The organism is Bradyrhizobium sp. PMVTL-01 (genome assembly GCF_051861855.1).
Classification (GTDB): Bacteria; Pseudomonadota; Alphaproteobacteria; order Rhizobiales; family Xanthobacteraceae; genus Bradyrhizobium.
In genome coordinates, this window is record NZ_CP193982.1 from 3,067,921 (window position 1) to 3,090,747 (window position 22,827).

Genomic DNA, 22,827 nt, shown 5'->3' on the forward strand with positions numbered 1-22,827 from the left:
CTTTTTAAGGCGCGCGGCGTCGCGGCCGATCCTTCGAGACGCCCGCTTTTGGCGGGCTCATCAGGATGAGGTCGTGTTTCGCGGCGCAATCTTGGCGCCATGGGCGGGCGCGGCGCTTTCACCGCCTGCGCCCATGTGCCCGCCCAAACCCGTTTGCCTTGCCAGTTTTTCCACGGCAATATGCCGGCAAAACAACCATAGGACGGGTCAAGACAATGGCGGCTCCCATCAAGTTCGGCGTTGGCCAAAGCGTGCTGCGCAAGGAGGATGACGCGCTCATCCGCGGCAAGGGCCGCTATACCGACGATTACGCGCCGCAGGCCGCGCTCCGCTGCCTGGTGCTGCGCTCGCCGCACGCGCATGCCAAATACACCATCGATGCGAGCCGCGCCCGGACCTTGCCCGGCGTCGCGCTGATCCTGACCGCGGACGACGTCATGGATCTCGGCAATCTGCCCTGCCTGTTCAATCTCGAGACCGATCCGTTCACCGGCCCACCGTATCCGATCCTCGCCAAGGACGAAGTGCGTCAGGTCGGTGATTCCATCGCCTTCGTCGTTGCCGAGACCATCGATCAGGCCCGCGACGCGATCGAGGCGATCGAGGTCAAATGGTCGCCGCTGCCGGCGGTGACCGGCGTCGTCAACGCCGTGAAGAAGGGCGCGCCGCAAGTCTGGCCGGACAAGCCCGGCAACGTGCTGTTCGATGTCTCGATCGGCGACAAGGCGGCGACGGAAGCCGCCTTCGCCAGGGCGCATGCGGTGGCCGAAATCTCCATCGTCAATCCGCGCGTGGTCGCGAGCTTCATGGAGACGCGCGCGGCGGTCTGCGAATACGACGCCAAGCGCGACCATCTGACGCTGACGGTCGGCAGCCAGGGCAGCCACCGCCTGCGCGACATCCTGTGCCAGAACGTGCTCAACATTCCCACCGACAAGATGCGGGTGATCTGCCCCGACGTCGGCGGCGGCTTCGGCACGAAGCTGTTTCCGTACCGGGAATACGCCTTGATGGCGGTCGCGGCGCGCAAGCTGAAGAAGGCGGTGAAATGGGCGGCCGACCGCTCCGAGCATTTCATGGGCGATGCGCAGGGCCGCGACAACGTCACCACCGCGAAGATGGCGCTGGCCGAGGACGGCAAGTTCCTCGCGATGGACTGCGACCTCATGGGCGACATGGGCGCCTATCTGTCGACCTTCGGGCCCTACATCCCGCATGGCGGCGCCGGCATGCTGCCGGGCCTCTACGACATCCAGGCCTTCCACTGCCGGGTGCGCACCATCTTCACCCACAGTGTGCCGGTCGATGCCTATCGTGGCGCTGGCCGGCCCGAGGCGGCCTATGTCATCGAGCGCCTCGTGGATGCCTGCGCGCGAAAACTCGACATGACGCCGGACGCCATCCGCCGCAAGAATTTCATTCCGCCGAAGGCGCTGCCTTACAAGACCGCGACCGGCAAGGTCTACGATTCCGGCGACTTCGCCGCGCATTTGAAACGCGCGATGGAGATCGCGGAGTGGAAGGAATTTCCCAAGCGCGCCAAGGCGGCCAAGAAGGGCGGCCTGATCCGCGGCATCGGCCTGGCAAGCTATGTCGAGATTTGCGGCGTCATGGGTGAGGAGACGGCCAATGTCCGCCTCGATCCCAACGGCGACGTCACCGTCCTGATCGGCACACAGTCGAGCGGGCAGGGCCACCAGACCGCCTATGCACAGATCGTCGCCGAGCAGTTCGGCCTCGCGCCGGAGCGCGTCCACGTCCGCCAGGGCGACACCGACGAGATCGCGACGGGCCTCGGCACCGGCGGCTCGGCCTCGATTCCCTCGGGCGGCGTCAGCGTCGAGCGTGCCACGCGCGAGCTCGGCTCGAGGCTGAAAGAGATCGCGGCGCAGGCGCTGGAAGCCAGCGTCGGCGATCTCGAGATCACGGATGGCATCATCCGCATCGCCGGCACCGACCGCTCGATCTCCTTCGCCGATCTCGCCAAGCGGCCCGGCGTCGATCCGTCGAAGCTCAACGGCAGCGCGACCTTCGCCAGCGCCGACGGCACCTATCCGAACGGCACGCATCTGGCGGAGGTCGAGATCGATCCGGCCACCGGGATCATCAAGATCGTCAACTACGTGATCGTCGACGATTTCGGCAAGACGCTCAATCCGCTGCTGCTGGCGGGCCAGGTCCATGGCGGCGCCATGCAGGGCATCGGCCAGGCGCTGATGGAGCAGGTGGTCTATGGGGCGACCGACGGCCAGCTCATCACCGCCACCTACATGGACTACGCGCTGCCGCGGGCGGCTGATGGTCCCGCCTTCGTGTTCGAGACCCACAACATCCCCTGCAAGACCAATCCGCTGGGGGTGAAGGGGGCGGGCGAGGCCGGCGCGATCGGCTCCTGCCCGGCCGTCGTGAACGCCATCGTCGACGCCCTCTGGCGCGAATACAAGATCGACCACATCGACATGCCGGCAACGCCGGAGCGGGTGTGGATCGCCATCAGCGAGCACCATCGCCGCCACAGCCTCTAAACCCGAGCTTCGCGCGCCGGGAATAAACGCGCCGCGCGGGGTTCTAGCCATGATGGGGTACCGGCTTCCCGTGAAGCCGGTGCAGTCTCATTTCCTGAACGTCTCGAGAGCCGGAGAAACGGACCAATGAAACGGACGATGATTGTCGCGGGCGCCCTCCTGTTGGGCGCGGGCGCCGTAATGGCGCAACAGGAGATTGCCGTCCAGCAGGACAATCTGATGCGCTCGCAGGCAAAGAGCCTGTACTCGGTCATTCAGAAGATGACCAAGGGCGACATTCCCTACAACCAGAAGGCCGTCGACGAGGCGATTGCCAATCTGGAGGCGGACGTCGCCAAGATCGCCAAGACCTTCGAGGTCAATCCAAAGCAGGATGTCGTCAACGCGACCTATGGCGCTTCGCCGAAGGTCTGGCAAAACAAGGCCGATTTCGATTCGAAGATCCCGCCGGTGCAGAAGGCGATCGCCGACGTCAAGGGCAAGATCCACGATGTCGCGAGCCTGAAGGCTGCCTACACCGCAATCAACGATCGCTGCAACGATTGTCACGAAACCTATCGCTTGAAGTTGAAATAATAGAGCGATGAGGACTTCAGAAAGGGCGGTTGCGAAAGCAGCCGCCTTTTTGCATGGCCGGGAGTCGCAGCGCGGCAGAAATTCTGTGCGCAAGGCCTGACGGATCGCTCTGTGAGCAGCTATCTTTGTGCCAACGGCCGTGCGCTGACACGAGTCGACGCATCTCGCTCCCGACTGCTTCATGACGTCAGGAGTTCCAACGCGCGGCGAGCATCAGAACAGCGAGGCAGCCATGGCAAAACCGTTCCCGTCGAAGACCCATATCGGCAACCATATGCTGCATCCGGAAACCCTGATGCTGACCTATGGCTATGATCCGCAATTGTCGGAAGGCGCCATCAAGCCGCCGGTGTTCCTGACCTCGACCTTCGTGTTCAAGACCGCCGAAGACGGCCAGGACTTCTTCGATTACGTCGCCGGCCGGCGTGAGCCGCCAGAAGGCATGGGCGCGGGCCTCGTCTATTCGCGCTTCAACCACCCCAACAGCGAGATCGTCGAGGACAGGCTCGCGGTCTACGAGCGCACCGAGAGCTGTGCGCTGTTCTCCTCGGGCATGGCGGCGATCGCGACCACGATCCTCGCCTTCGTTCGGCCCGGCGACGTCATCCTGCACTCCCAGCCGCTCTATGGCGGCACGGAAACGCTGCTGACGAACACGCTGGCGCGCCTGTCGATCGGCGCGGTCGGCTTTGCCGACGGCATCGATGAGGCCTCCGTCAGGCAGGCCGCGGAGGAGGCGACGGGGAGGGGGCGGGTTTCGATGATCCTGATCGAGACCCCGGCCAATCCGACCAACGGCCTCGTCGACGTCGCGATGATCCGCCGCATCGCCGATTCCGTCGGCAAGGCCCAGGGACACACGCCGATCATCGCCTGCGACAACACGCTGCTCGGCCCGGTGTTTCAGCGGCCGATCGAGCACGGCGCGGACCTGTCGCTGTATTCGCTGACGAAGTATGTCGGCGGCCACTCCGACCTGATCGCGGGCGCCGCACTCGGATCCAAGGCGATCATGAAGGGCATCAAGGCGCTGCGCGGCGCCATCGGCACCCAGCTCGATCCGCATTCGTGCTGGATGATCAACCGCTCATTGGAGACGCTGAGCCTGCGCATGGAAAAGGCCGATGCGAATGCGCGCCTGGTCGCGAGCTATCTGCGCGACCACCCCAAGGTCGCCAGGGTTCATTATCTCGGTCATCACGAGCAGGCCTCGCCCTCGGGGCGGGTGTTCGCGAGACAATGCCTGGGCGCGGGATCGACCTTCTCGTTCGACATCGTCGGCGGCAAGGAGGCGGCCGTGAAATTCCTCAATGCGCTGCAGATCCTCAAGCTGGCGGTGAGCCTCGGCGGCACCGAGTCGCTCGCGAGCCTGCCCGCGACCATGACCCATTCCGGCGTTCCCGCCGACATCCGCCAAAAGATCGGCGTGCTCGATTCCACCATCCGGCTGTCGATCGGGATCGAGAACCCGTCGGATCTGATCGCGGACCTCGCGCAGGCGCTGAACGCGGCTTGAGCGCAAGGCAGGTCCTCGCCGGAATCGAAAAGGCCGGACGCTCCCTCCTTGCGTCCGGCCTTTCCGCGACGAAGGCGCGTTTTCGCTTACTTCGTCACCTGACCGCGGATCTCGCCGCCCGGGTTCGCCGCGGTGTGGATGTTGATGTAGTACTTGCCGCCGAGCAGGTCGGCGGCCTGCGCTTCGGTGAGCGTCGCTTCACCCTTGACCGGGCTCGAGCCCGCATTCGCGATCGGGACCGCGACGCCGGCGTTCTTGCCGGCCTCGGCCGGGCCGTGGAAGTGAGCGGCGGTGGCAGGACCGGACAGCCCGGAATAGCTGACCGTCCACGACAGCTTCTTGCTGGCGGCGTCATAGTCGAGCTCGGCCGTTCCGGTGGCGCTGCTGGTGGTGGCGGGCACTTCGGATTTGCCGTCCAGCGTCGCCTTCAGTTTCTCCGCGCTGGCCGGGGCGGCGAAGGCAACGGCAGCTCCGAGTGCCAGTGTGGCAAAAAGGGCTTTGGTCATGAGTCTCTCCCTGTTGACGCCTGATTGCTGTCAATCTCCAAACAGTACGTCATTCAGTTTATTCCCGCATTGCAGCCGGACCACCTAAAATATTCGTGGCTGGATCGGGCCCGGCATGACCCTTAAGTTCGCGCTGACGATGGAATGATTGAATGCTGCGACGAGCACTACTTGCCGCCCTGATCGCCGCCGTCGCGGCGTCCGGCCTCTATTGGTGGTTGTCCGCCCCGGCCGCGCTGGCCGTTCCGGCACCGACACGAAAGCCCGATCTCGCCAACGGGCAGGAGCTTTTCAATGCCGGCGGCTGCTCGTCATGTCATGCGGTGCCCAACCAGCCCGATCGCCTGCGACTCGGCGGCGGGCTGGCGCTCGGCTCGCCTTTCGGGACGTTCTACGTCCCCAATATTTCCCCCGATCCGACCGACGGGATCGGCCGATGGAGCGAGGCTGATTTCGTCAACGCCGTGATGCGCGGCATCTCGCCCGAGGGCACGCACTACTTCCCGGCATTTCCGTACACGTCCTATCATCTGGCAAGAATAGATGACGTCCGCGACCTCTTCGCCTATCTGAAGACGCTGCCGCCGGTAACGGGCAGAGTGCGCGACCACGCGCTGCCGTTTCCGTTCAACATCCGCCGCAATGTCGGCATCTGGAAACTGCTGTTCATGGACACCGGGCCGTTCGTCGCGGACGCTGCGCGCCCTCCGCAATGGAATCGCGGTGCCTATCTCGTGACCGGCTTCGGCCATTGCGCCGAATGCCACAGCCCGCGCAATCTGCTCGGCGGCATCGTCACGGCGCAGCGCTTCGCCGGCGGCCCCAATCCGGACGGGGAGGGCTGGGTGCCGAACATCACCCAGCAGGGCATCGGCAGCTGGAGCGAGAAGGACATCGCCGATTTCCTCGAGACCGGCGACATGCCCGAGGGCGACAGCGCCTCGGGTGCGATGCGGCCGGTGATCAAGAACCTGGCGCAGCTGACGGCGGAAGATCGCGCCGCAATGGCGGCTTATCTGAAGTCGCTGCCACCGGTGCAGGGTCCGACACCGCCCAAGAAGAAGGAGGGCGGCTAGCAGCGAGCTCTAAAGCGCGATGAGATGAATCGTCATCGCGCTTTAGGTTGTTGTTGGAGCATGATCTTTTCGGAAAACCGCTCCGCACTCTTCCGGATCATGCTCTAGCCCGTGCCGAACGCCTTGAAGGTGATGATGGTGAGGGTGTCCTGGATGCCCGGCAGCACCTGCACCTTCTCGTTGACGAAGTGGCCGATGTCGGTGTCCTTGTCGACGTAGAACTTCACCAGCAGATCGTATTGGCCGGCGGTCGAGTAGATCTCGGAGGCGATCTCGGCTTCGGCGAGCGCATTGGCGACCGTATAGGACTGGCCGAGCTTGCATTTGATCTGGACGAAAAAAGGAACCATTGCAGTCACTCCGAAAGCGCATCTGGCGCTAATAGGCCAAAACCGGGGTGGCTTGGCAAGCGAACTTGCCGGCCCCGGCCGGAGCCGCTTCCAGGACGGAAGCGGGGGCTCTCCGCCTGATTCGCCGGCCCGGCTTGCTGGCACGTCGGGAGCGCGCTAGGACAAGGCATGGCGATGTCCTCCTCAAACGAACGTATCCGGCGATGACGACGCCCGTTGCGCTCACCATCGCCGGCTCGGATTCCAGCGGCGGCGCCGGCATCCAGGCCGATCTGAAGACCTTTGCTTCGCTCGGCGTCTACGGTGCCTCCGTGATCGCGGCGGTGACGGCGCAGAACACGCGCGGCGTCAGCGGCATTCACGCCGTGCCGGCCGAGTTCGTCACCGCACAGATCGATGCGGTGTTCTCCGATCTCGACATCGGCGCGGTGAAGATCGGCATGGTCGGCCAGGCCGACAGCATCGATGCGATCGCGGCGGCGCTGTCGCGCTGGCAGCCGCGCCACATCGTGCTCGATCCCGTGATGGTGGCGACCTCGGGCGATCGCCTGCTGGCGTCCGAAGCCGTCGATGCCTTGCACACGAGACTGATACCACTGGCCTCGATGATCACGCCGAACCTGCCTGAGGCCGCGGCCCTTCTCGGTGAGCACATTGCGGCGAGCGAGGCCGAGATCGAAGCCCAGGGCCGCCGGCTGCTGGCGCTCGGCTGCCGTGCGGTCCTGATCAAGGGCGGGCACGGCGAGGGCGCCGAGAGCATCGACTATCTCGTCACGTCCGAGAGCACGACCACGCTTGCCGCGCCCCGCGTGGTCACCAGGAACACCCACGGCACCGGCTGCTCGCTGTCAGCGGCGATCGCGGCGGGGCTGGCCAAGGGCGAGGATCCGGAGCTTGCCGTGCGCACCGCCAAGACCTGGATCAGCGCCGCGATCGCTGCCGCCGACCGCTTCAGCGTCGGCCATGGCCACGGACCGATCCATCATTTTCACAAGTTTTACTGACGGTGCGCGTTCGCGCGGCGCAATTTGCTTCTCCAGTTAACCAATAAGGCAATGCGGTTCCGTGGTTTTGCGGGCACCGCCGGCGGCGCCATGTCGCCTGGTTGTCGCATGCGACTGATATTCGCGGGGGAGGGCGAGGCAGGCGTGATTCGTATTTTGAAGGTGCCTCAAGGGTTCAATCGGTCATCCCCCTGTCACGGGACATTGTTACAGGCTGGCGCATGGGAAGTTACGATGTCAGTGACGAGAGCCCGGAGCGGCGCTTTCGCACGTTGTTCATCTCCGACGTTCATCTCGGAGCCCGCGGTTCTCAGGCCGACCTTCTGCTCGACTTCCTGCGCTACCATGATGCCGACACGATCTATCTCGTCGGCGACATCGTCGACGGCTGGGCGCTGAAATCGAGCTGGCACTGGCCGCAATCGCATAACGACCTCGTCCAGAAGCTTTTGCGCAAGGCGCGCAAAGGCGCCAAGGTCATCTACATCCCCGGCAACCACGACGAGTTCCTGCGCAACTATTACGGCACGCATTTCGGCGGCATCGACGTGGTCGAGAACACCGTCCACACCGGCGTGGACGGCAAGCGCTATCTCGTCATCCACGGCGACATCTTCGACCTCGTGGTGCAGAACGCGCGCTGGCTCGCCCATCTCGGCGACAAGGCCTACGACTTCGCGATCCAGATGAATCGCTTCGTCAACTTCTTCCGTCGCATGTTCGGCGTGCCCTATTGGTCGCTGTCGCAATGGGCCAAGCAGAAGGTCAAGAACGCCGTCAACTATATCGGCGCGTTCGAGCAGGCGCTCGCCGCCGAAGCGCGGCGGCACGAGGCGGACGGCGTGATCTGCGGCCACATCCACTACGCCGTGATCCGCGACGAGGCCGGCATCCGCTACATGAACTGCGGCGACTGGGTCGAGAGCTGCACCGCCCTGGTCGAGCATGACGACGGCCATTTCGAAATCATCACCTGGGCGGACCAGTTGCAGAAGCCGGCGCAGGTCCCGCAGGTCGCGGCAAGAGCTGCATAGCAAGGGCCACTTGATGCGCATCCTGGTCGCGACCGACGCCTGGCACCCGCAAGTCAACGGTGTGGTTCGGACGCTGGCCAAGCTCGCTGATGGCGCCAAGGGGCTTGGCTTTCAAGGTCTTGGCGTCGAGTTCACGTTCCTGACGCCGCAATCGTTCCGCACCTTCGCAATGCCGAGCTATCGCGACGTGCGCCTCGCGATGCCGCGTCCGGCGCGGATCGCGCGACTGATCGAGGAGGCGCGGCCCGACAGCATCCACATCGCGACCGAAGGGCCGATCGGCCTGATGGTCCGCCGCTACTGCCGGCAGCGCAAGCTGCCGTTCACGACCAGCTTCCACACCCGTTTTCCCGAATATGTCCGCGCCCGCGTGCCGGTCCCGGGCTCGCTGATCTGGCGGGCGCTGCGCCGTTTTCATGCGCCCAGTAGCGCCGTGATGGCGGCAACGCCGGCGCTCGCGCGTGAGCTCGGCGAGCGCGGCTTCGACAATGTCGTGCTGTGGCCGCGCGGCGTCGACACCGGCCTGTTCCATCCGCGCGCCGTCGATCTCTGTCTGCCGGGTCCGGTGTTCCTGTCGGTCGGCCGCGTCGCGGTGGAGAAGAATCTCGAGGCGTTCCTCGACCTCGATCTGCCCGGCACCAAGGTGATCGTCGGCGACGGCCCGGCGCGCACGGCGCTCGAAGAGGCCTATCCCGATGCGATCTTCCTCGGTGAGAAGCACGGCGAGGAACTGGCCGATATCTATGCGGCAGCCGACGTGTTCGTGTTCCCCAGCAAGACCGACACGTTCGGCCTGGTCCTGCTGGAGGCGCTGGCCAGCGGCCTGCCGGTCGCGGCCTTCCCGGTGAAGGGCCCCCGCGATGTCATCGGCGATGCGCCGGTCGGCGCGCTCGATCACGATCTGCGCAATGCCTGCTTCGCCGCGCTCGGGGTGTCCCGGCAGGACTGCGTCGAATTCGCCGCCCACTACACCTGGGAGGCCTCGGCCCGGGTCTTCATCAGCAGCATCCTGGCGGTCGGGGCGGTGCTACCCGGCCGGAACGGCGCGGAACAGCCGCGCTTCGTGGCTTGAGAACCCAGAACCCTCGCGCGGAGGTGTCTTGCCGCGGGCTCGATGGCCGCGATACAGTTGGCCATGACCGAACAGCTCCTTCCGGTCGGCCCCGCCGACATCGATGCCGCAGCGCGCGTGATCGCGCCCTATGCCATCCGCACCCCGCTGTTGTCCTTTCCCGTGCTCAACGAGCGCGTCGGCGCCAAGGTGTTTTTGAAGCCGGAAATGCTCCAGCGCACCGGCTCCTTCAAGTTCCGCGGCGCCTTCAACAAGGTGTTCTCGATCCCGCAGGACAAGCGCGCCGGCGGCGTCGTCGCGTTCTCCTCCGGCAACCACGCCCAGGGTGTGGCGGCCGCGGCAAAAATCCTCGACATGCAGGCGACCATCGTGATGCCGGCGGACGCGCCGCTGTCGAAGCGCGAGCGCACCAAATCCTACGGCGCCGAGGTCGTGCTTTACGATCGGGACAAGGACGACCGCGAGGCGATCTCGCGCGGCATCGCCGAGAAGCGCGGCGCGACGCTGGTCAAACCCTATGACGATCCCTTTGTGATCGCGGGGCAGGGCACCGCCGGCCGCGAGATTGCGGAAGACATGGCAACGCTCGGCCTCAGCCCCGACATCGTGGTGGCGCCGGCCTCTGGTGGCGGCCTGATCGCGGGCGTTGCGACGGCCGTGAAGGCGCGCTATCCGCAAGCGGAGATCGTGGTGGCCGAGCCCGAGGCATTCGACGATCACGGCATCTCGCTGACCGCCGGTCATCGCGAGCCGCATCCGCCGGCCGGCCGCACCATCTGCGATGCGCTGATGGCCCTGATGCCGGGCGAGATGACCTTTGCGATCAACAGCAAGCTGCTCGCGCGCGGCGTCACGGCGTCGGACAAGGAAGTCGGCGCAGCCGTGGCATTCGCCTATCGTGAGCTGAAGCTGGTGGTCGAGCCGGGCGGGGCGGTGGGCCTTGCCGCACTGCTCGCGGGCCGCCTTGATGTGGCCGGCAAGAATGTCGTCATCGTGCTGTCGGGCGGCAATGTGGATGCCGACCTGTTCGCGGAGCTGGTGGCCTGAGAGCAGTTTATCTGTGTGGCCCATCCTTCGAGACGCCCGCTTCGGCGGGCTCCTCAGGATGAGGACGGCGTGTGTGGCGGCAGTTTCAACCGGCTCCGATACTCATTAGCCTCATCCTGAGCAGACCGCGAAGCGGTCGTCTCGAAGGACGAGGCGTGCGCACAGGCCCATGTCCATTCCCCGAAACGAAGACGGGTCAGAGGGTTTCCGCTCTGCCCCTTGTCGTTTCGCTTGCCGCGATCAATGCATGAAGCCTCGGTGGTTGTTGCCGCCGCCCATGCTCGGGGCCTGGTTCATCGATTGGCGGAACCTGTTGCCGCCGTTGCCGACCGTGCCATTGGTCGCGTTGAGCTGCGGACGGTTGTCCTGGTTCTTGACCTGCACGTTGTTCACCGAATTGTTGTTGAGCTTCACGATACCGGTGTTGCCGTTGTTGACGCGGATCGGGCTGTTCTGCGTCTGGACGGGCTTCGCGTCGACAGTCGTGCCGCCCTTGCCGACATTCACCGGCATGCCCACGATCTTGCGCGGGTTGCCGTTGGCGTTGCCGCCGTTCGGCTTGGTGTTGGTCGCCGGCAGCGTCACGATCTTGCCGGTCCCGCCAGTGTTGGTCGGCGCAGGCAGGGTGACGATCTTGCCCGGGATCTGCGACGGCGTGCCGTTCGGCTGGTTGTTGCCGGCCGGCAGGCTCCCGACCTGGCCGCCATTGCCGAGCTTGCCGATGACATTGCCTTCGATCGGCTTCTGCACGACCGGCAGGTTGCCATTGACCTGTGCGCCACCATTGCCCTGCTGCAGCGGCATGTATTTGGGCAGGCCGAGATTGCCCATCTTGAAGACGGGAGCAATGTTCTGCGGCGCCAGGAACTTGGTCGGCTGCATCAGCGGGATCTGCTTCGGCTGCGCCTCGAGCTTCAGCGCGACCTGCGCATAGGGGCTGTTGCCGTAGCTGTCATAGAAGCTCTTGTAGCCGAGCGGCGAGTTCGCCAACACCGCCTTGTGCCAGGCTTGCGAGATCAGGAGGTTATTGAGCAGCCAGCGGATGTGGTCGCACAGCGGGTCGTGCGGATACATCCGGATGAACTCCTGATAGTACTCCGGCCGGCCCTCGGACACGACGTAGTCGTAGGCCTGACGGGTCGAGCGGCTCGGCAAATTGGAGGCCATCTGCACCACGGGCGCATTCACCGGCGCACGGTTGGCGGCAACAGCGGTGTCACCGAAGAAGGTGAAATCGCTCGTGAGCGAGGAGCTCTCCCACGGGATCTGCGCGCCGCTGGTGCTCTGGTTCACCTGAAGGCGGACGCGCTTGAACAGCTGCTCGATCGGAACGTTGGGCTCGCGTGCGACGTTCAGAAAGGCCTGCGTGTAGGGGCTGTGGCCGCCCGTGCCGTCGAGCGCTTCGGCGCCCGGCGCGGTCGAGTAGCCGACGATCGAGCCGTTCGGCGCATCGACGATGGCGAGGCCGCGGCCGGCATCATTCACGTTCGGGAACGGGTTGTTGCGGCAGGCATCGAGGATGACGATGCGCATGCGGCTCGGGATCGTCTCCAGCGTCGACATCACGTCGACGAGGCGCACGGAGTTGTTGACGAGCTCGGTCGGGCTCGAGACCTTCGCGTCGACCGGAACGAGATAGTTCTCGCCGGCGAGCTGCACGCCGTGACCGGCGTAATAGACCATCGCCACCGTGTTCGGACCGCGCGCGGACACTTTGGCGGAGAAGTCCTGGACGACCCGGAGCATGTCGTTCTGGCCGAGGTCGGTCGCGGAGACCACCTCGAAGCCGGCGGAGTTCAGGAACTGCGCCATCGACTCGGCGTCATTGTCGGGATTGGCGAGCTGCGGCGCGTTCTGGTAGTTCGAATTGCCGATCACCAGCGCGACGCGCCGCTCCGGCCCTTGCAGGGCCGTGGGGGCGGGCTGGGCCGGGGCGACTTGCGCGGAAACAGGGCCGCAGGCGAAGCCGAACAGGCTTCCCACGAGGCTAGCCGTCATCAGGAAAGGTCTTAGGCGGAACATGGCGTGCTCCTTTCGCACTGATCTCGATGCAAGATTAGTTGCGAGGCAGACTGGCCGCGTTCGAGTTCGGGGTCCGTGATCCCTGTCACCATGGTGGCTGCGTGATCTGAATCACGCTCGGAACCTGCTATGGTGTGAATGGCCGGTTCGCCGGCGAAGAACATGCGCTGGGAAAGTGCCGTCACATGCTGAAATCGATCGATCCGATCCTCACGCCCGACCTGCTCTGGCTGCTCGCCTCGATGGGCCACGGCGACGACCTCGTTTTCGTCGACGCCAATCATCCCGCGACCCGCATCGCGCAGACCACGACGTCACAGCGCCTGATCCAGTTGCCGGGCATGAGCATGGAGGTTGCCATCCGCGCGATCATGTCGGTCTACCCGCTCGACGATTTCGATCCGGATCCGGTGCGCGTGATGATGCCGGTCGACGATCCCGATCGCGTGCCCGACGTGCAGCGCGCGGTGCTCGCGGAGATCGCGCGCGCTGCTGGCCGAACTGTCACTCCCGGCAAGCTCTCGCGTCCGGATTTCTATCGCGCGGCGGCCGCGGGGTTCGGCGTCGTGCAGGTCGGCGACAGCAGGGGCTATGGTTGCTTCCTGATCAGGAAGGGCGTGATCTGAATCGCGATGAGTGGGCGAACGCTCCTCGCGACATATCTCCGCGCTAGCCCCGCCCCACCAGATGAGCCGCCGAGCGCCAGGCGTGCTGCGACAGGGCTTCGAGGTTTCGCACCGCCTCGACACGAAGCAGGGCGGCGTCGGCGGTCAGGGTTCCATTGGCCACCGCACCGAGCGTCGCACTGCGATGGGTGCGCAGCATTTCGGCGAGCTGTGTCGTACAACGCTCGAGCTCGGCGATTGCCTCGTCGGGCGGGGCGGCGCGCGGACCGGCCATGGCGTCGCCGGCACGCGAGGCGGGTACGGAGTGCAGCGATCCGTCGGCGCGGGGCGGCGCCGCCATGCCGCGCGCAATCGCAGCCGCGCTTCGCATGACTTCGGCACATAGCTCTCCGGCGCGGATGTCCTCCGGCCCGCCTGCCACCGAAGCGAAATTGTTTCCTCCACTTGCGAGGTCCGTCAGCCGGGACGCGTGGTCGAGGGCGTGCAGCGTGCTCGTCAGACGCTGTTGCTCGTCGTCGGTCTCAGGCGGTCCAGCCACATCAGACAGGAATATTTGTGCCTGGCGCACGGCATCGGCCGCCTCCTCTACGGATACAGCGTCCTTCCCCAGGCGTATCGATCCAGCGCGGCCGGCCAGTTTCGCCTCGACCGAACTGCACACCGTCAAGAGCACGCGCGCGATCGTGCGCCGTACCGCTTCCACCGCCACGACCGGGGTCTCAAGCGCCGAAGGATCGAGACATCGCGTCAGCGGCGAGCCGCGCTCGGGCAGAATCCGTTCGACCAGTCGCGTGAACGGCTTGATCAGGGGCAGCAGGACCGCGACGCCGACGACGTTGAAGGCCGTGTGGTAGCCGGCCAACAGCGTGACGCCGTCGATCGTGTCAGCGGCGCGCAGCAGCATGGGCGTTACTATGGGAAAAGCCACCAACGCGATGAGTGCGGCAATCAGCTTGAAAAGAACGTAGGCGATGGCCAGCCGCTTCGCGGTCGGGCTGGCGCCGATCGCGGCCAGGGCGGAACTCGTCGCTGTTCCGATGTTCTGGCCGATGATCAGGGCGCAGGCCTGGTCCAACCCGATCGCGCCCGCGAAATAGGCGGACAGGGTCACCGCGATCGCGGCCGTCGACGATTGCATCAGCGCGGTCATCACCAATCCGATCACGATCAGTGCCAGCACGCCGAAGAGGCCCAACCACCATGACACCCCGGGACTGCCGAGGACCGCGGGCAGGTCCGCCGGGTGCAATCGTTCAGCCAGCCCGCCCATGCCCTGCTGCAGGGTCGTCAAGCCGAACAGCACAAGGCCGAAGCCAGCGAGCGCGGCGCCGACCCCGGAGATCCGTCCCCTGCCGAGAAGCTTGGTCAGCGCGCCGACGAAGATCATCGGCAGCGCCGCTGCCGTGAGCGAGACGCGGACGCCGATCAGCGCGACCAGCCAGCCGGTCCCGGTGGTGCCGATATTCGCGCCGAAGACGAGGCTCAACCCTTGCTGGAAGGTCAAGAGGCCGGCGCTGACGAGACCGATCGTCGTCATGGTCGTTGCGCTGGAGGACTGCACCAGCAGCGTGACCACAGCCCCCCAAAACGAGCCGAGCAGCGGCGTCGAGGCAGCCATGCCGAGCACCGTGCGTAGCGCAGAGCCGGCCAGCGTCTTCAGCCCCTCCGTCATCACGGTCATGCCGAGCAGGAAGAGACCTACCCCGCCGAGCGTCGAGATCGCCGTGGACATGTGTGCTCCTTCCGACAGGGCACCACGAATGGCGAAGCAGACAGTACAGCAACGGAGTGCTGATAGGTCGGATCAATTGTTGCACGATGGTCGGGCTCCCCGGGTTTCGGATGGGCGCGATCAGCCGCAGGGCTATCGCATATGGGTTTCACGAAGATTCCCCGCGGGCTTGCCCGGCCTCTCCCGCCTGCGGGAGAGGCCGACGGCCTCTCCCGCCTGCGGGAGAGGCCGACGCGCTCGCGGAGCGCGGCGGGTGAGGGCTCTCGCCACCCAGAGACGCCTTCCACAATTCAACAATCCCAACGCGGAGACACCCCCACCCCGCCGATGCCGCAGCACCGTGCACGCCATATGCCATACCCCTGCGATCAGCCAGGAGACGTCATCAGATCGGGCCAGCGGCCCGATCGCCGCAAGCCAACGCGTAACGATTCCGCGACAGTCGGCATGGCTGCGTGTGCGGGATATTGATCGAGGTGGCGAAACGCCTCTCACTCGAATTTGAGTGCCTTCTCGCATCCGCCTGTCTATGGTCGCTCCATGTCTCGCCTTGTGTGTCTATCCGTTGCTGTCATCCTGTCGCTGCTGCCGGCCGTCGCATCCGCTGAGCCCGCTCAAAAGCGTCCCAAGCCGGTCTGGAAGGGCTACGGCTTCCTGCCGGGCTATCGCCAGCCGCTGAGCAACAGCATTCCGCTCTACAAGCAGAAGGATGCCATGCGCCGCCTCGCGCGCAGTGAACGACGCCACTGGTACATCGACCCGGTGCCTCAGTATTACCGCTGGGACGGCGAGTGGCACTATTTCGGCCGCCCCGGCTTCGGCGGCGGCCGCTACAACGGCGGCAGTTTTGGCCCGTGCTGGACGCGCACGCCGATCGGGGCGGTGTGGAATTGCGGGTGAGCGACTGATCTCCGTCGTCGTGAGTACTCATCCATCACTGTCGCCCCGCGCAACGGCGGAGCCGTTGTCGCGGGAATTGATAGGCCTCATTGCGAGCGCAGCGAAGCAATCGAGAGTCTTTCCGCGGAGGGATTCTGGATTGCTTCGCTGCGCTCGCAATGACGACGTTGAGAGCGCGCGTTCCTTACGAGAAGAACGCGATCTTCTCGGCCTGGGTCATGCGGCGGATCGGGGCGAGGGGGTCGTTGGCGGGCGCGCGGGGTTTTTGCAGGATGCCGCTGGCGAGGATGGTGGCGCCGAGCGAGGGCTCGGACGAGGACAAGGGCGTGGGCATCGGCAGCGCTGCGCTCGGTGCCGCGGCGAGTGATGCGGTGGCTGCTATCGCCAGGGCCTGCTGCTCCATCACTTCGGCCGCGGCTTCCGCGATGGCGTCGGTGAGGCGCGCGAGCGAATCCATCGCGATCGGCGCGTCGGCTGCGGGCTGTTCCGCGACGGCTGCGACGGCCGGCTCAGGTGCGACCGGCTCCGGAATCTCGGCGGCAATTGGCGCCACGGCCTCCGCAGCCATCGGATCCGGACTTGCTGCGGCCATCTCGGGCGGCTCGATGATCTCGTCGAACTCCGGATCGGGTGCGGCCATCTCCAGCGCGATGGCCTCGAGGATGGCTTCGTCCTCGGCCTCCGCGGCGGCGTCGAGCGGGAACGCGTCGGTGACCTCCGCGACCGCGGTGGTCGCTGCGACCGGCTCTTCAAGAGCGACGCTTTCCGCGGCGTTTTCGAGTGCGGCATTGCCGGGCGCGATCTCGCTGTCGGCTGCGATCCCCGGCGCGACGGTCGCATCCATGGCCTGCTCGGCCATTGCGAATGCTTCCGCGCTGCCGGTTTCCTCTACCGCCGCTTCGGGCTCGGGAGTTGCTGCGACGTCCTGCGGCGTCTCCGTAAAAGCCACGGGAGCGTCGCTTGCCGTCGCTTCAGGCGCGACCTCAATGGGCGGCGCCTCTGCTACGGACGACGGCGCCTCCTGCGGCGGAGCCGGCGAGGAACGCTCTGCCTGTGGCGATGCGCCGCCCTCGGTCTGCTCGATCCGTTCCCTGAGCAGATCGAATGCGGCCTTGAGCTCGACGCGGGGATCGATGGTCGAAGTCTGTCCGTAGGCGGCCTCGATCGAGGCAAGCTGCGAATCAATGAGGTCGCAGATTCGACCGTCGGCGCCGATCTCGCGCCAGCGCCAGGAGATCTCCTTGATGATGCGCACGCCGCGCGGGATCGGCGAAAGGCTCGCCTCGAGCGTAGCGGGATCGAATGCTGCGAGCGCGATCGTCTCGGCCTCGCGGATGGCGCGGCGGATCTCGACCAGCGCCTCGGGCAGGCGGTCCTCGACGACGGGTTGTCGCTGTGCCGCAAGGGTTTCTTCGATTTTCGCGACCGCATCCAGCACCATGCGGGTGTCCGCATTGCGGTTGCGCTTGGCGTATTCGCCGAGGAACCAGCGGCCGCGCGCGGTCTCCATGAAGGCTTCGCGGATCGCGTCGTAGTCCTGCTCGTTCGGCTCGGCCGCACGGGCAGACATGGGCGAAAGGGCGAATGCTTCGTTGGCCATGACAATCTCGTCGCGCAAATCAGTGCGCGTTACACTAACGATCACCACGATATCGACCGAATCGCAATTGGTTTGATGCAGTCCGAATCACAAATCCCCACGCCAGCCGCCGTGAAGCGGCGATTCGCAGTGAGTCTGGCGCTGTTCTATTCGGCGCTGTTCGCGGTGACGGGCACGCAGCTGCCGTTCTTCCCGGTCTGGCTGAAGGCGATCGGCGTCGACGCGGCCTGGATCGGCCTCATCAATGCGCTGCCGGCGATCACGCGCTTCACCACGTTGCCGCAGCTCACCGCCTTTGCCGAGAAGCGCCATGCCATTCGCGCCGGCATGATGGTGTCGGTACTGGCGACCGCGATCGGCTTTGCGGTCGTGGGCTTGCAGCAGCAGCCGCTCGCCCTGTTCCTGATCTACGCGCTCACCTGCATGATGTGGACGCCGTCAACCCCGCTCACCGATGCCTATGCGCTTCGCGGTGTCGCGCGCTACGGGCTCGACTACGGACCCCTCAGGCTGTGGGGCTCGGCGGCGTTCGCCGCCAGCTCGCTCGCCTGCGGCTATCTCGTCGACGTCATCGCCGGCCGTGACCTGATCTGGGTGATCGTGGCCTGGGCGGCCGTTGCGGTGCTCGCCAGCCTGCTGCTGCAGCCGCTCGACGACGTCAGGCGCAAGAGCGTCGAGACGAGGGCCGACACCGCGCTGCTGCGCGATGCGGGCTTCTGGGCGCTGATCGCCTCGGCGGCGCTGATCCAAGGCAGCCACGTCGCCTATTACACCTTCTCAGCCATCAACTGGCAGCTTCACGGTCTCGGCGGACTGACGATCGCGGGACTGTGGACGCTGGGCGTGATCGCCGAGATCGTCGTGTTCGCGCTGTCGGCGCGCTTCCTGCTGCACCCGTCCACGATGATGGCGATCGGCGGCTTGAGCGCGGTGGTGCGCTGGATCGTCACCGCCAACGAGCCGCCGCTGGCGCTGCTCGCCATCGTGCAGCTCGGCCACGGTCTCACCTTCGGCATGACCATCGTCGGCACCATGAACCTCCTGGTGCAGCGCGTACCGTCGCATCAGCTCGCGCGGGGGCAGGGCTACTACGCCGCATGCAGCGGGCTCTTGGGTGCGACGACATCGATCGCGTCAGGCGCGATCTACGCCCGCATCGGCGATGGCCTGTACTATGTGATGGCGGCGATGGCCGCGGGCGGCGCGCTTCTGATCTGGTCGGCGCGGCACCGGCTCAACGCTCATCCCCAGAGTGAAGCGTCCGGCGGATAGACCAGGCTGCCGTCATAGCGCAGGCCGTGATCGCGGTCGCGTGCGAGCAGCAACGGGCCGTCGAGATCGACGAAGCGCGCCTGCGGCGTCACCAGCATGGCGGGGGCCATCGACAGCGAGGTCGCGACCATGCAGCCGATCATGATCTCGAAGCCGAGCGCCTGCGCGGCATCGGCCATCCCGAGCGCCTCGGTGAGGCCGCCGGTCTTGTCGAGCTTGATGTTCACCGCGTCGTAGCGCTCGCGCAAGGGCGCGAGCGAAGAGCGGTCATGCACGCTCTCGTCGGCGCACACCGCGAGCGGCCGCCTGATCCGTGCCAGCGCCTCGTCCTTGCCTGATGGCAGCGGCTGCTCGACCAGGGTGACGCCGGCGGCCGCGCAGGCGGCGAGATTGTGCGCCAGATTGGCCTCGGTCCAGGACTCGTTGGCATCGACGATCAGCTCGGACTCCGGTGCCGCCTTGCGCACGGCCGCGATGCGCTCCGGGTCGCCGTCGCCGCCGAGCTTGATCTTGAGCAGCGGCCGGTGCGCCGCCTTGGCGGTGGCCGCTGCCATGGCGTCGGGCGTGCCCAGCGAGATCGTGTAGGCCGTGGTGCGCTCGACGGGGGCCGGGCGGTCGAGCAGGCTCCAGGCCCGCTCGCCGGCCGCCTTGGCCTCCAGGTCGATCAGCGCGCAATCCAGCGCGTTGCGGGCGGCGCCCGGGGGCATGGCACCTTGCAGGGCCTGGCGGGTCAGGCCGCCGGCCACGGCGTCCTGCATGGCCTCAATGGCGGCAAGGGTCGCCTCGGGCGTCTCGCCGTAGCGAGGGTAGGGCACGCACTCGCCGTAGCCGATGAGGCCATTATGGCTCACTTCGGCCACAACGGTGACTGCCTCGGTCTTGGCGCCCCGGCTGATCGTGAAACTGCCGGCAATGGGAAAGCGCTCGATTCGCGCCTGAAGTGCCGGAACCTCGCTGGAAGTCATTTTGAACTCTGGCGAAATCTGAACCTGCTGGTTACCTGTAACAACTAACATGAACCACTTGGGGATACCTTCTCTGGGGAAGGGCGCGTGCGCAACTATCTGAATTCATCTGTTTCTTGCGCTCCGGCGCGGGAGCGGACATCTTGAACAGCGATCCCAAGCTGGAACGGATTGCGAAGGGCAACGCGCTGGCACTTTGCGCCACCGGGACCTGGACCGCGAGCTTCGCGCCGGTCCTGGAGCGGATGGTGGCGGATGCCGAGAAGCTCGCCGGCGGTCCGCAAAGCATCTTCATCGACGTCTCCGAGGTCGCCAAGCTCGACACGTTCGGCGCCTGGCTGATCGAACGGCTGCGCCGCAGCCTGACGCAAGGCGCGGTCGAGGCACAGATCGCGGGGCTTTCGGCGAATTATTCGAGCCTTGTCGACGAGGTGCGGCGGGTCCGGGCGACGCCCGTGGTCGAGACCTCGACGATCACCATCACCGGCATGCTGGAGCAGATCGGCCGCGCCGTGGCCGGCGTCGGCGGCACCGTGGCAGGCCTGATCGACATGCTCGGCGCGGTGCTGGCGGCCGGCTTTCGTGTGCTGATCCACCCGCGCGCGTTCCGCCTGACCTCGACCGTCCACCACATGGAGCAGGTCTGCTGGCGCGCGGTGCCGATCATCGTGCTGATCACCTTCCTGATCGGCTGCATCATCGCGCAGCAGGGCATTTTCCACTTCCGCCGCTTCGGCGCCGACATCTTCGTCGTCGACATGCTCGGCGTGCTGGTCTTGCGCGAGATCGGCGTGCTCCTGGTCGCGATCATGGTGGCCGGCCGCTCGGGCAGCGCCTACACCGCCGAGCTCGGCTCGATGAAGATGCGGGAAGAAATCGACGCGCTGCGCACGATGGGCTTCGATCCGATCGAGGTGCTGGTGCTGCCGCGCATGCTGGCCTTGGTGCTGGCGCTGCCGATCCTCGCCTTCCTCGGCGCGATGGCTGCGCTCTACGGCGGCGGCCTCGTCGCCTGGCTCTATGGCGGGGTCGATCCCGAAGCTTTTCTATTGCGCCTGCGCGATGCGATCTCGATCGACCATTTCATCGTCGGCATGGTGAAGGCGCCGGTCATGGCCGCGGTGATCGGTATCGTCGCCTGCGTCGAGGGGCTTGCGGTGCAGGGCAGCGCGGAATCGCTCGGGCAGCACACCACGGCGTCGGTGGTGAAGGGCATCTTCTTCGTCATCGTCATGGACGGCGTGTTCGCCATCTTCTTCGCCTCGATCGGAATGTGACGATGGCTGGCGAGATTCAAGATCCCATCATCCGCGTCCGCGACATCACCGTGCAGTTCGGCTCAACGCGCGTGCTCGACGGGCTCGACCTCGACGTCAAGCGCGGCGAGATCCTGGGCTTCGTCGGTCCTTCCGGCGCGGGCAAATCGGTGCTGACGCGCACCATCATCGGCCTCGTGCCGAAGGTCGCGGGCAGCATTGAGGTGTTCGGCGTCGATCTGGATTCCTCAAGCGCCTCGCAGCGACGCAATGTCGAGCGGCGCTGGGGCGTGCTGTTCCAGCAGGGCGCGCTGTTTTCCTCGCTGACCGTGCGGCAGAACATCCAGTTTCCGATGCGCGAGTATTTGCGCGTCTCGCAGCGGCTGATGGACGAGATCACCATGGCCAAGCTCGCCATGGTGGGGCTCAAGCCGGAAGTTGCCGAGCGTTTTCCATCGGAGCTCTCGGGTGGCATGATCAAGCGCGTCGCACTGGCGCGCGCGCTGTCGCTCGATCCGGACCTCGTGTTCCTGGACGAGCCGACCTCGGGTCTCGATCCGATCGGCGCGGGCGATTTCGACGAGCTGGTGCGGACGCTCCAGCGCACTTTGGGTCTGACCGTTTTCATGGTAACCCACGATCTCGACAGCCTTTACACCGCTTGCGACCGCATCGCCGTTTTAGGGAACGGTAAGATCATTGCGGCCGGGTCGATCGCCGACATGCAGGCCTCGCAGCATCCCTGGCTGAGGCAGTATTTCCATGGCAAGCGCGCCCGTGCGGTCATGAGTTGAGTAGCCGGAGCACCTGATGGAAACGCGGGCGAATTACGTCCTGATCGGATCGTTCACGCTGGCGGTGATCGCCGCTGCGATCGGCTTCGTGCTCTGGTTCCAGTCGCTGCACACCACCAAGCAGCGCAGCCCCTTGCGTGTCGTGTTCGAGGGCCCGGCAGCGGGCCTGCGCAACGGCGGCAGCGTCAACTTCAACGGTATCCGGGTGGGCGAGGTGGTCTCGGTCAAGCTCGACAACCCGCGGCGGGTTGTCGCACTTGCCATGATCGAGAACAACGCCCCGGTCCGCAAGGACACCCTGGTCGGCCTCGAATTCCAGGGCCTCACCGGCGTTGCCGCCATCTCGCTCAAGGGCGGCGAGGAGACGGCTCCGCCGCCGCCGCTGGACGAGGACGGCATCCCGACGCTGACGGCCGACCCCAACAAGCTGCAGGACGTCACCGAGGCGATCCGCGCCACCCTGCAGAACATCAACAAGATCGTCGCCGACAATCAGGAATCGGTGAAGAACTCGCTGAGGAATCTGGAGACCTTCACCAACTCGCTGGCGCGCAATTCCGAGAAGATCGACGGCGTGATGGCCAAGGTCGACGGCGTCATGCTCAAGGCCGACAACCTCATGCTCGGCCTCAACACGCTCGCCGGCGGCAAGGACGGTGGCGAGCTGTTCCAGGCGGTGAAGTCGATCCGCGAGCTCGCCGACGATTTCGACAAGCGCTCCGGCGCGCTGATGGCCGACGGCCGCCGCACCCTCGGCGACATCAGCCGCGCCGTGAACAATTTCGACCGCAACCCGACCCGCGTGCTGTTCGGAGCCAGCAACTCGTCGCAAGCCGCTCCGCCGCCCGAGCCGCCGAAGCCGGCGGCACCTGAGCGCAGGCGGCAGTAGCGTTCTCTTCCCTTGTCCCCTGTGGGAGACGAAGAGAAGCGAGCTGCAACGGCAACTCTCTCCGA

At 65.9% G+C, this 22,827-nt stretch carries 20 protein-coding genes; 14 read left to right on the top strand and 6 right to left on the bottom strand.

Going from position 1 to position 22,827, the window contains the following annotated elements; all coding sequences use genetic code 11:
* Positions 1-215: 215 nt before the first annotated feature.
* The 3 genes from ACRQ5Q_RS14010 to ACRQ5Q_RS14020 all read left to right on the top strand — a co-directional run bounded on the left by ACRQ5Q_RS14010 (position 216) and on the right by ACRQ5Q_RS14020 (position 4,617).
* Positions 216-2,525, top strand: a complete 2,310-nt coding sequence (locus tag ACRQ5Q_RS14010) for a xanthine dehydrogenase family protein molybdopterin-binding subunit (protein ID WP_439398391.1) — start codon at positions 216-218, stop codon at positions 2,523-2,525.
* 126 nt (positions 2,526-2,651) lie between these two features.
* Entirely contained in the window at positions 2,652-3,101 is a 450-nt protein-coding gene (locus ACRQ5Q_RS14015) for a cytochrome c (RefSeq protein ID WP_439369330.1), read from the top strand.
* 232 nt (positions 3,102-3,333) lie between these two features.
* Positions 3,334-4,617, top strand: coding sequence for a cystathionine gamma-synthase family protein (locus tag ACRQ5Q_RS14020; protein ID WP_439398393.1), 1,284 nt, complete (start codon positions 3,334-3,336; stop codon positions 4,615-4,617).
* An 86-nt stretch (positions 4,618-4,703) separates the two neighbouring features.
* Here ACRQ5Q_RS14020 and ACRQ5Q_RS14025 read toward each other — a convergent pair whose 3' ends face one another.
* The gene (locus ACRQ5Q_RS14025) at positions 4,704-5,123 is read right to left on the bottom strand and encodes a CHRD domain-containing protein (RefSeq protein WP_439369327.1); all 420 of its coding nucleotides are present in this window, start codon (positions 5,121-5,123) and stop codon (positions 4,704-4,706) included.
* Between the two features lie 152 nt (positions 5,124-5,275).
* Here ACRQ5Q_RS14025 and ACRQ5Q_RS14030 point away from each other — a divergent pair, with 152 nt between their 5' ends.
* A complete protein-coding gene (locus ACRQ5Q_RS14030; protein WP_439369325.1) occupies positions 5,276-6,199 on the top strand; it encodes a c-type cytochrome in 924 nt (307 codons plus the stop codon).
* A 104-nt stretch (positions 6,200-6,303) separates the two neighbouring features.
* On the opposite strand, the gene ACRQ5Q_RS14035 is transcribed toward ACRQ5Q_RS14030, so the two are convergent.
* Positions 6,304-6,549 carry an Lrp/AsnC ligand binding domain-containing protein gene (locus ACRQ5Q_RS14035; protein WP_018642903.1) on the bottom strand — a complete coding sequence of 82 codons (246 nt, stop codon included), beginning with the start codon at positions 6,547-6,549 and terminating at the stop codon, positions 6,304-6,306.
* 203 nt (positions 6,550-6,752) lie between these two features.
* On the opposite strand from ACRQ5Q_RS14035, the gene thiD reads away from it, so the two are divergent.
* From thiD to ACRQ5Q_RS14055, 4 genes are all read left to right on the top strand, one after another.
* On the top strand, positions 6,753-7,553 hold the full coding sequence (thiD, locus tag ACRQ5Q_RS14040) for a bifunctional hydroxymethylpyrimidine kinase/phosphomethylpyrimidine kinase (RefSeq protein WP_439398395.1): 801 nt from the start codon (positions 6,753-6,755) through the stop codon (positions 7,551-7,553).
* Between the two features lie 221 nt (positions 7,554-7,774).
* On the top strand, positions 7,775-8,587 hold the full coding sequence (locus ACRQ5Q_RS14045; protein ID WP_439398397.1) for a UDP-2,3-diacylglucosamine diphosphatase: 813 nt from the start codon (positions 7,775-7,777) through the stop codon (positions 8,585-8,587).
* Between the two features lie 13 nt (positions 8,588-8,600).
* On the top strand, positions 8,601-9,659 hold the full coding sequence (locus ACRQ5Q_RS14050) for a glycosyltransferase family 4 protein (protein ID WP_439369320.1): 1,059 nt from the start codon (positions 8,601-8,603) through the stop codon (positions 9,657-9,659).
* 63 nt (positions 9,660-9,722) lie between these two features.
* Positions 9,723-10,706 (top strand): threonine/serine dehydratase, encoded by a 984-nt coding sequence (locus tag ACRQ5Q_RS14055; protein ID WP_183240052.1) that lies wholly within the window; start codon positions 9,723-9,725, stop codon positions 10,704-10,706.
* Between the two features lie 240 nt (positions 10,707-10,946).
* Here ACRQ5Q_RS14055 and ACRQ5Q_RS14060 read toward each other — a convergent pair whose 3' ends face one another.
* On the bottom strand, positions 10,947-12,728 hold the full coding sequence (locus tag ACRQ5Q_RS14060; protein WP_439398398.1) for a caspase family protein: 1,782 nt from the start codon (positions 12,726-12,728) through the stop codon (positions 10,947-10,949).
* A 185-nt stretch (positions 12,729-12,913) separates the two neighbouring features.
* On the opposite strand from ACRQ5Q_RS14060, the gene ACRQ5Q_RS14065 reads away from it, so the two are divergent.
* Complete coding sequence (locus ACRQ5Q_RS14065) at positions 12,914-13,354, top strand: RbsD/FucU family protein (RefSeq protein WP_439398400.1); 441 nt, start codon at positions 12,914-12,916, stop codon at positions 13,352-13,354.
* A 43-nt stretch (positions 13,355-13,397) separates the two neighbouring features.
* Here the strand turns inward: ACRQ5Q_RS14065 and ACRQ5Q_RS14070 are convergent, their stop codons facing one another.
* Complete coding sequence (locus ACRQ5Q_RS14070; protein ID WP_439398402.1) at positions 13,398-15,086, bottom strand: Na/Pi cotransporter family protein; 1,689 nt, start codon at positions 15,084-15,086, stop codon at positions 13,398-13,400.
* 540 nt (positions 15,087-15,626) lie between these two features.
* Here ACRQ5Q_RS14070 and ACRQ5Q_RS14075 point away from each other — a divergent pair.
* A complete protein-coding gene (locus tag ACRQ5Q_RS14075) occupies positions 15,627-15,986 on the top strand; it encodes a hypothetical protein (protein ID WP_439369315.1) in 360 nt (119 codons plus the stop codon).
* A gap of 184 nt (positions 15,987-16,170) precedes the next feature.
* Here ACRQ5Q_RS14075 and ACRQ5Q_RS14080 read toward each other — a convergent pair whose 3' ends face one another.
* Entirely contained in the window at positions 16,171-17,586 is a 1,416-nt protein-coding gene (locus ACRQ5Q_RS14080) for a hypothetical protein (protein ID WP_439398404.1), read from the bottom strand.
* A gap of 75 nt (positions 17,587-17,661) precedes the next feature.
* Between ACRQ5Q_RS14080 and ACRQ5Q_RS14085 the strand changes: the two genes are divergently transcribed.
* Positions 17,662-18,858, top strand: coding sequence for an MFS transporter (locus ACRQ5Q_RS14085; RefSeq protein ID WP_439398406.1), 1,197 nt, complete (start codon positions 17,662-17,664; stop codon positions 18,856-18,858).
* Here ACRQ5Q_RS14085 and dgcA read toward each other — a convergent pair.
* Entirely contained in the window at positions 18,828-19,823 is a 996-nt protein-coding gene (dgcA, locus tag ACRQ5Q_RS14090; RefSeq protein ID WP_439398408.1) for an N-acetyl-D-Glu racemase DgcA, read from the bottom strand. The genes ACRQ5Q_RS14085 and dgcA overlap by 31 nt on opposite strands.
* A gap of 143 nt (positions 19,824-19,966) precedes the next feature.
* On the opposite strand from dgcA, the gene ACRQ5Q_RS14095 reads away from it, so the two are divergent.
* Genes ACRQ5Q_RS14095 through ACRQ5Q_RS14105 form a run of 3 tightly spaced genes read left to right on the top strand, consistent with a single transcriptional unit; the run spans position 19,967 to position 22,762 of the window.
* The gene (locus ACRQ5Q_RS14095; protein WP_439369311.1) at positions 19,967-21,100 is read left to right on the top strand and encodes an MlaE family ABC transporter permease; all 1,134 of its coding nucleotides are present in this window, start codon (positions 19,967-19,969) and stop codon (positions 21,098-21,100) included.
* A gap of 2 nt (positions 21,101-21,102) precedes the next feature.
* The gene (locus ACRQ5Q_RS14100; RefSeq protein WP_439369310.1) at positions 21,103-21,873 is read left to right on the top strand and encodes an ABC transporter ATP-binding protein; all 771 of its coding nucleotides are present in this window, start codon (positions 21,103-21,105) and stop codon (positions 21,871-21,873) included.
* Between the two features lie 16 nt (positions 21,874-21,889).
* Positions 21,890-22,762 carry an MlaD family protein gene (locus ACRQ5Q_RS14105; protein ID WP_439369309.1) on the top strand — a complete coding sequence of 291 codons (873 nt, stop codon included), beginning with the start codon at positions 21,890-21,892 and terminating at the stop codon, positions 22,760-22,762.
* The last annotated feature ends 65 nt before the right edge of the window (positions 22,763-22,827 follow it).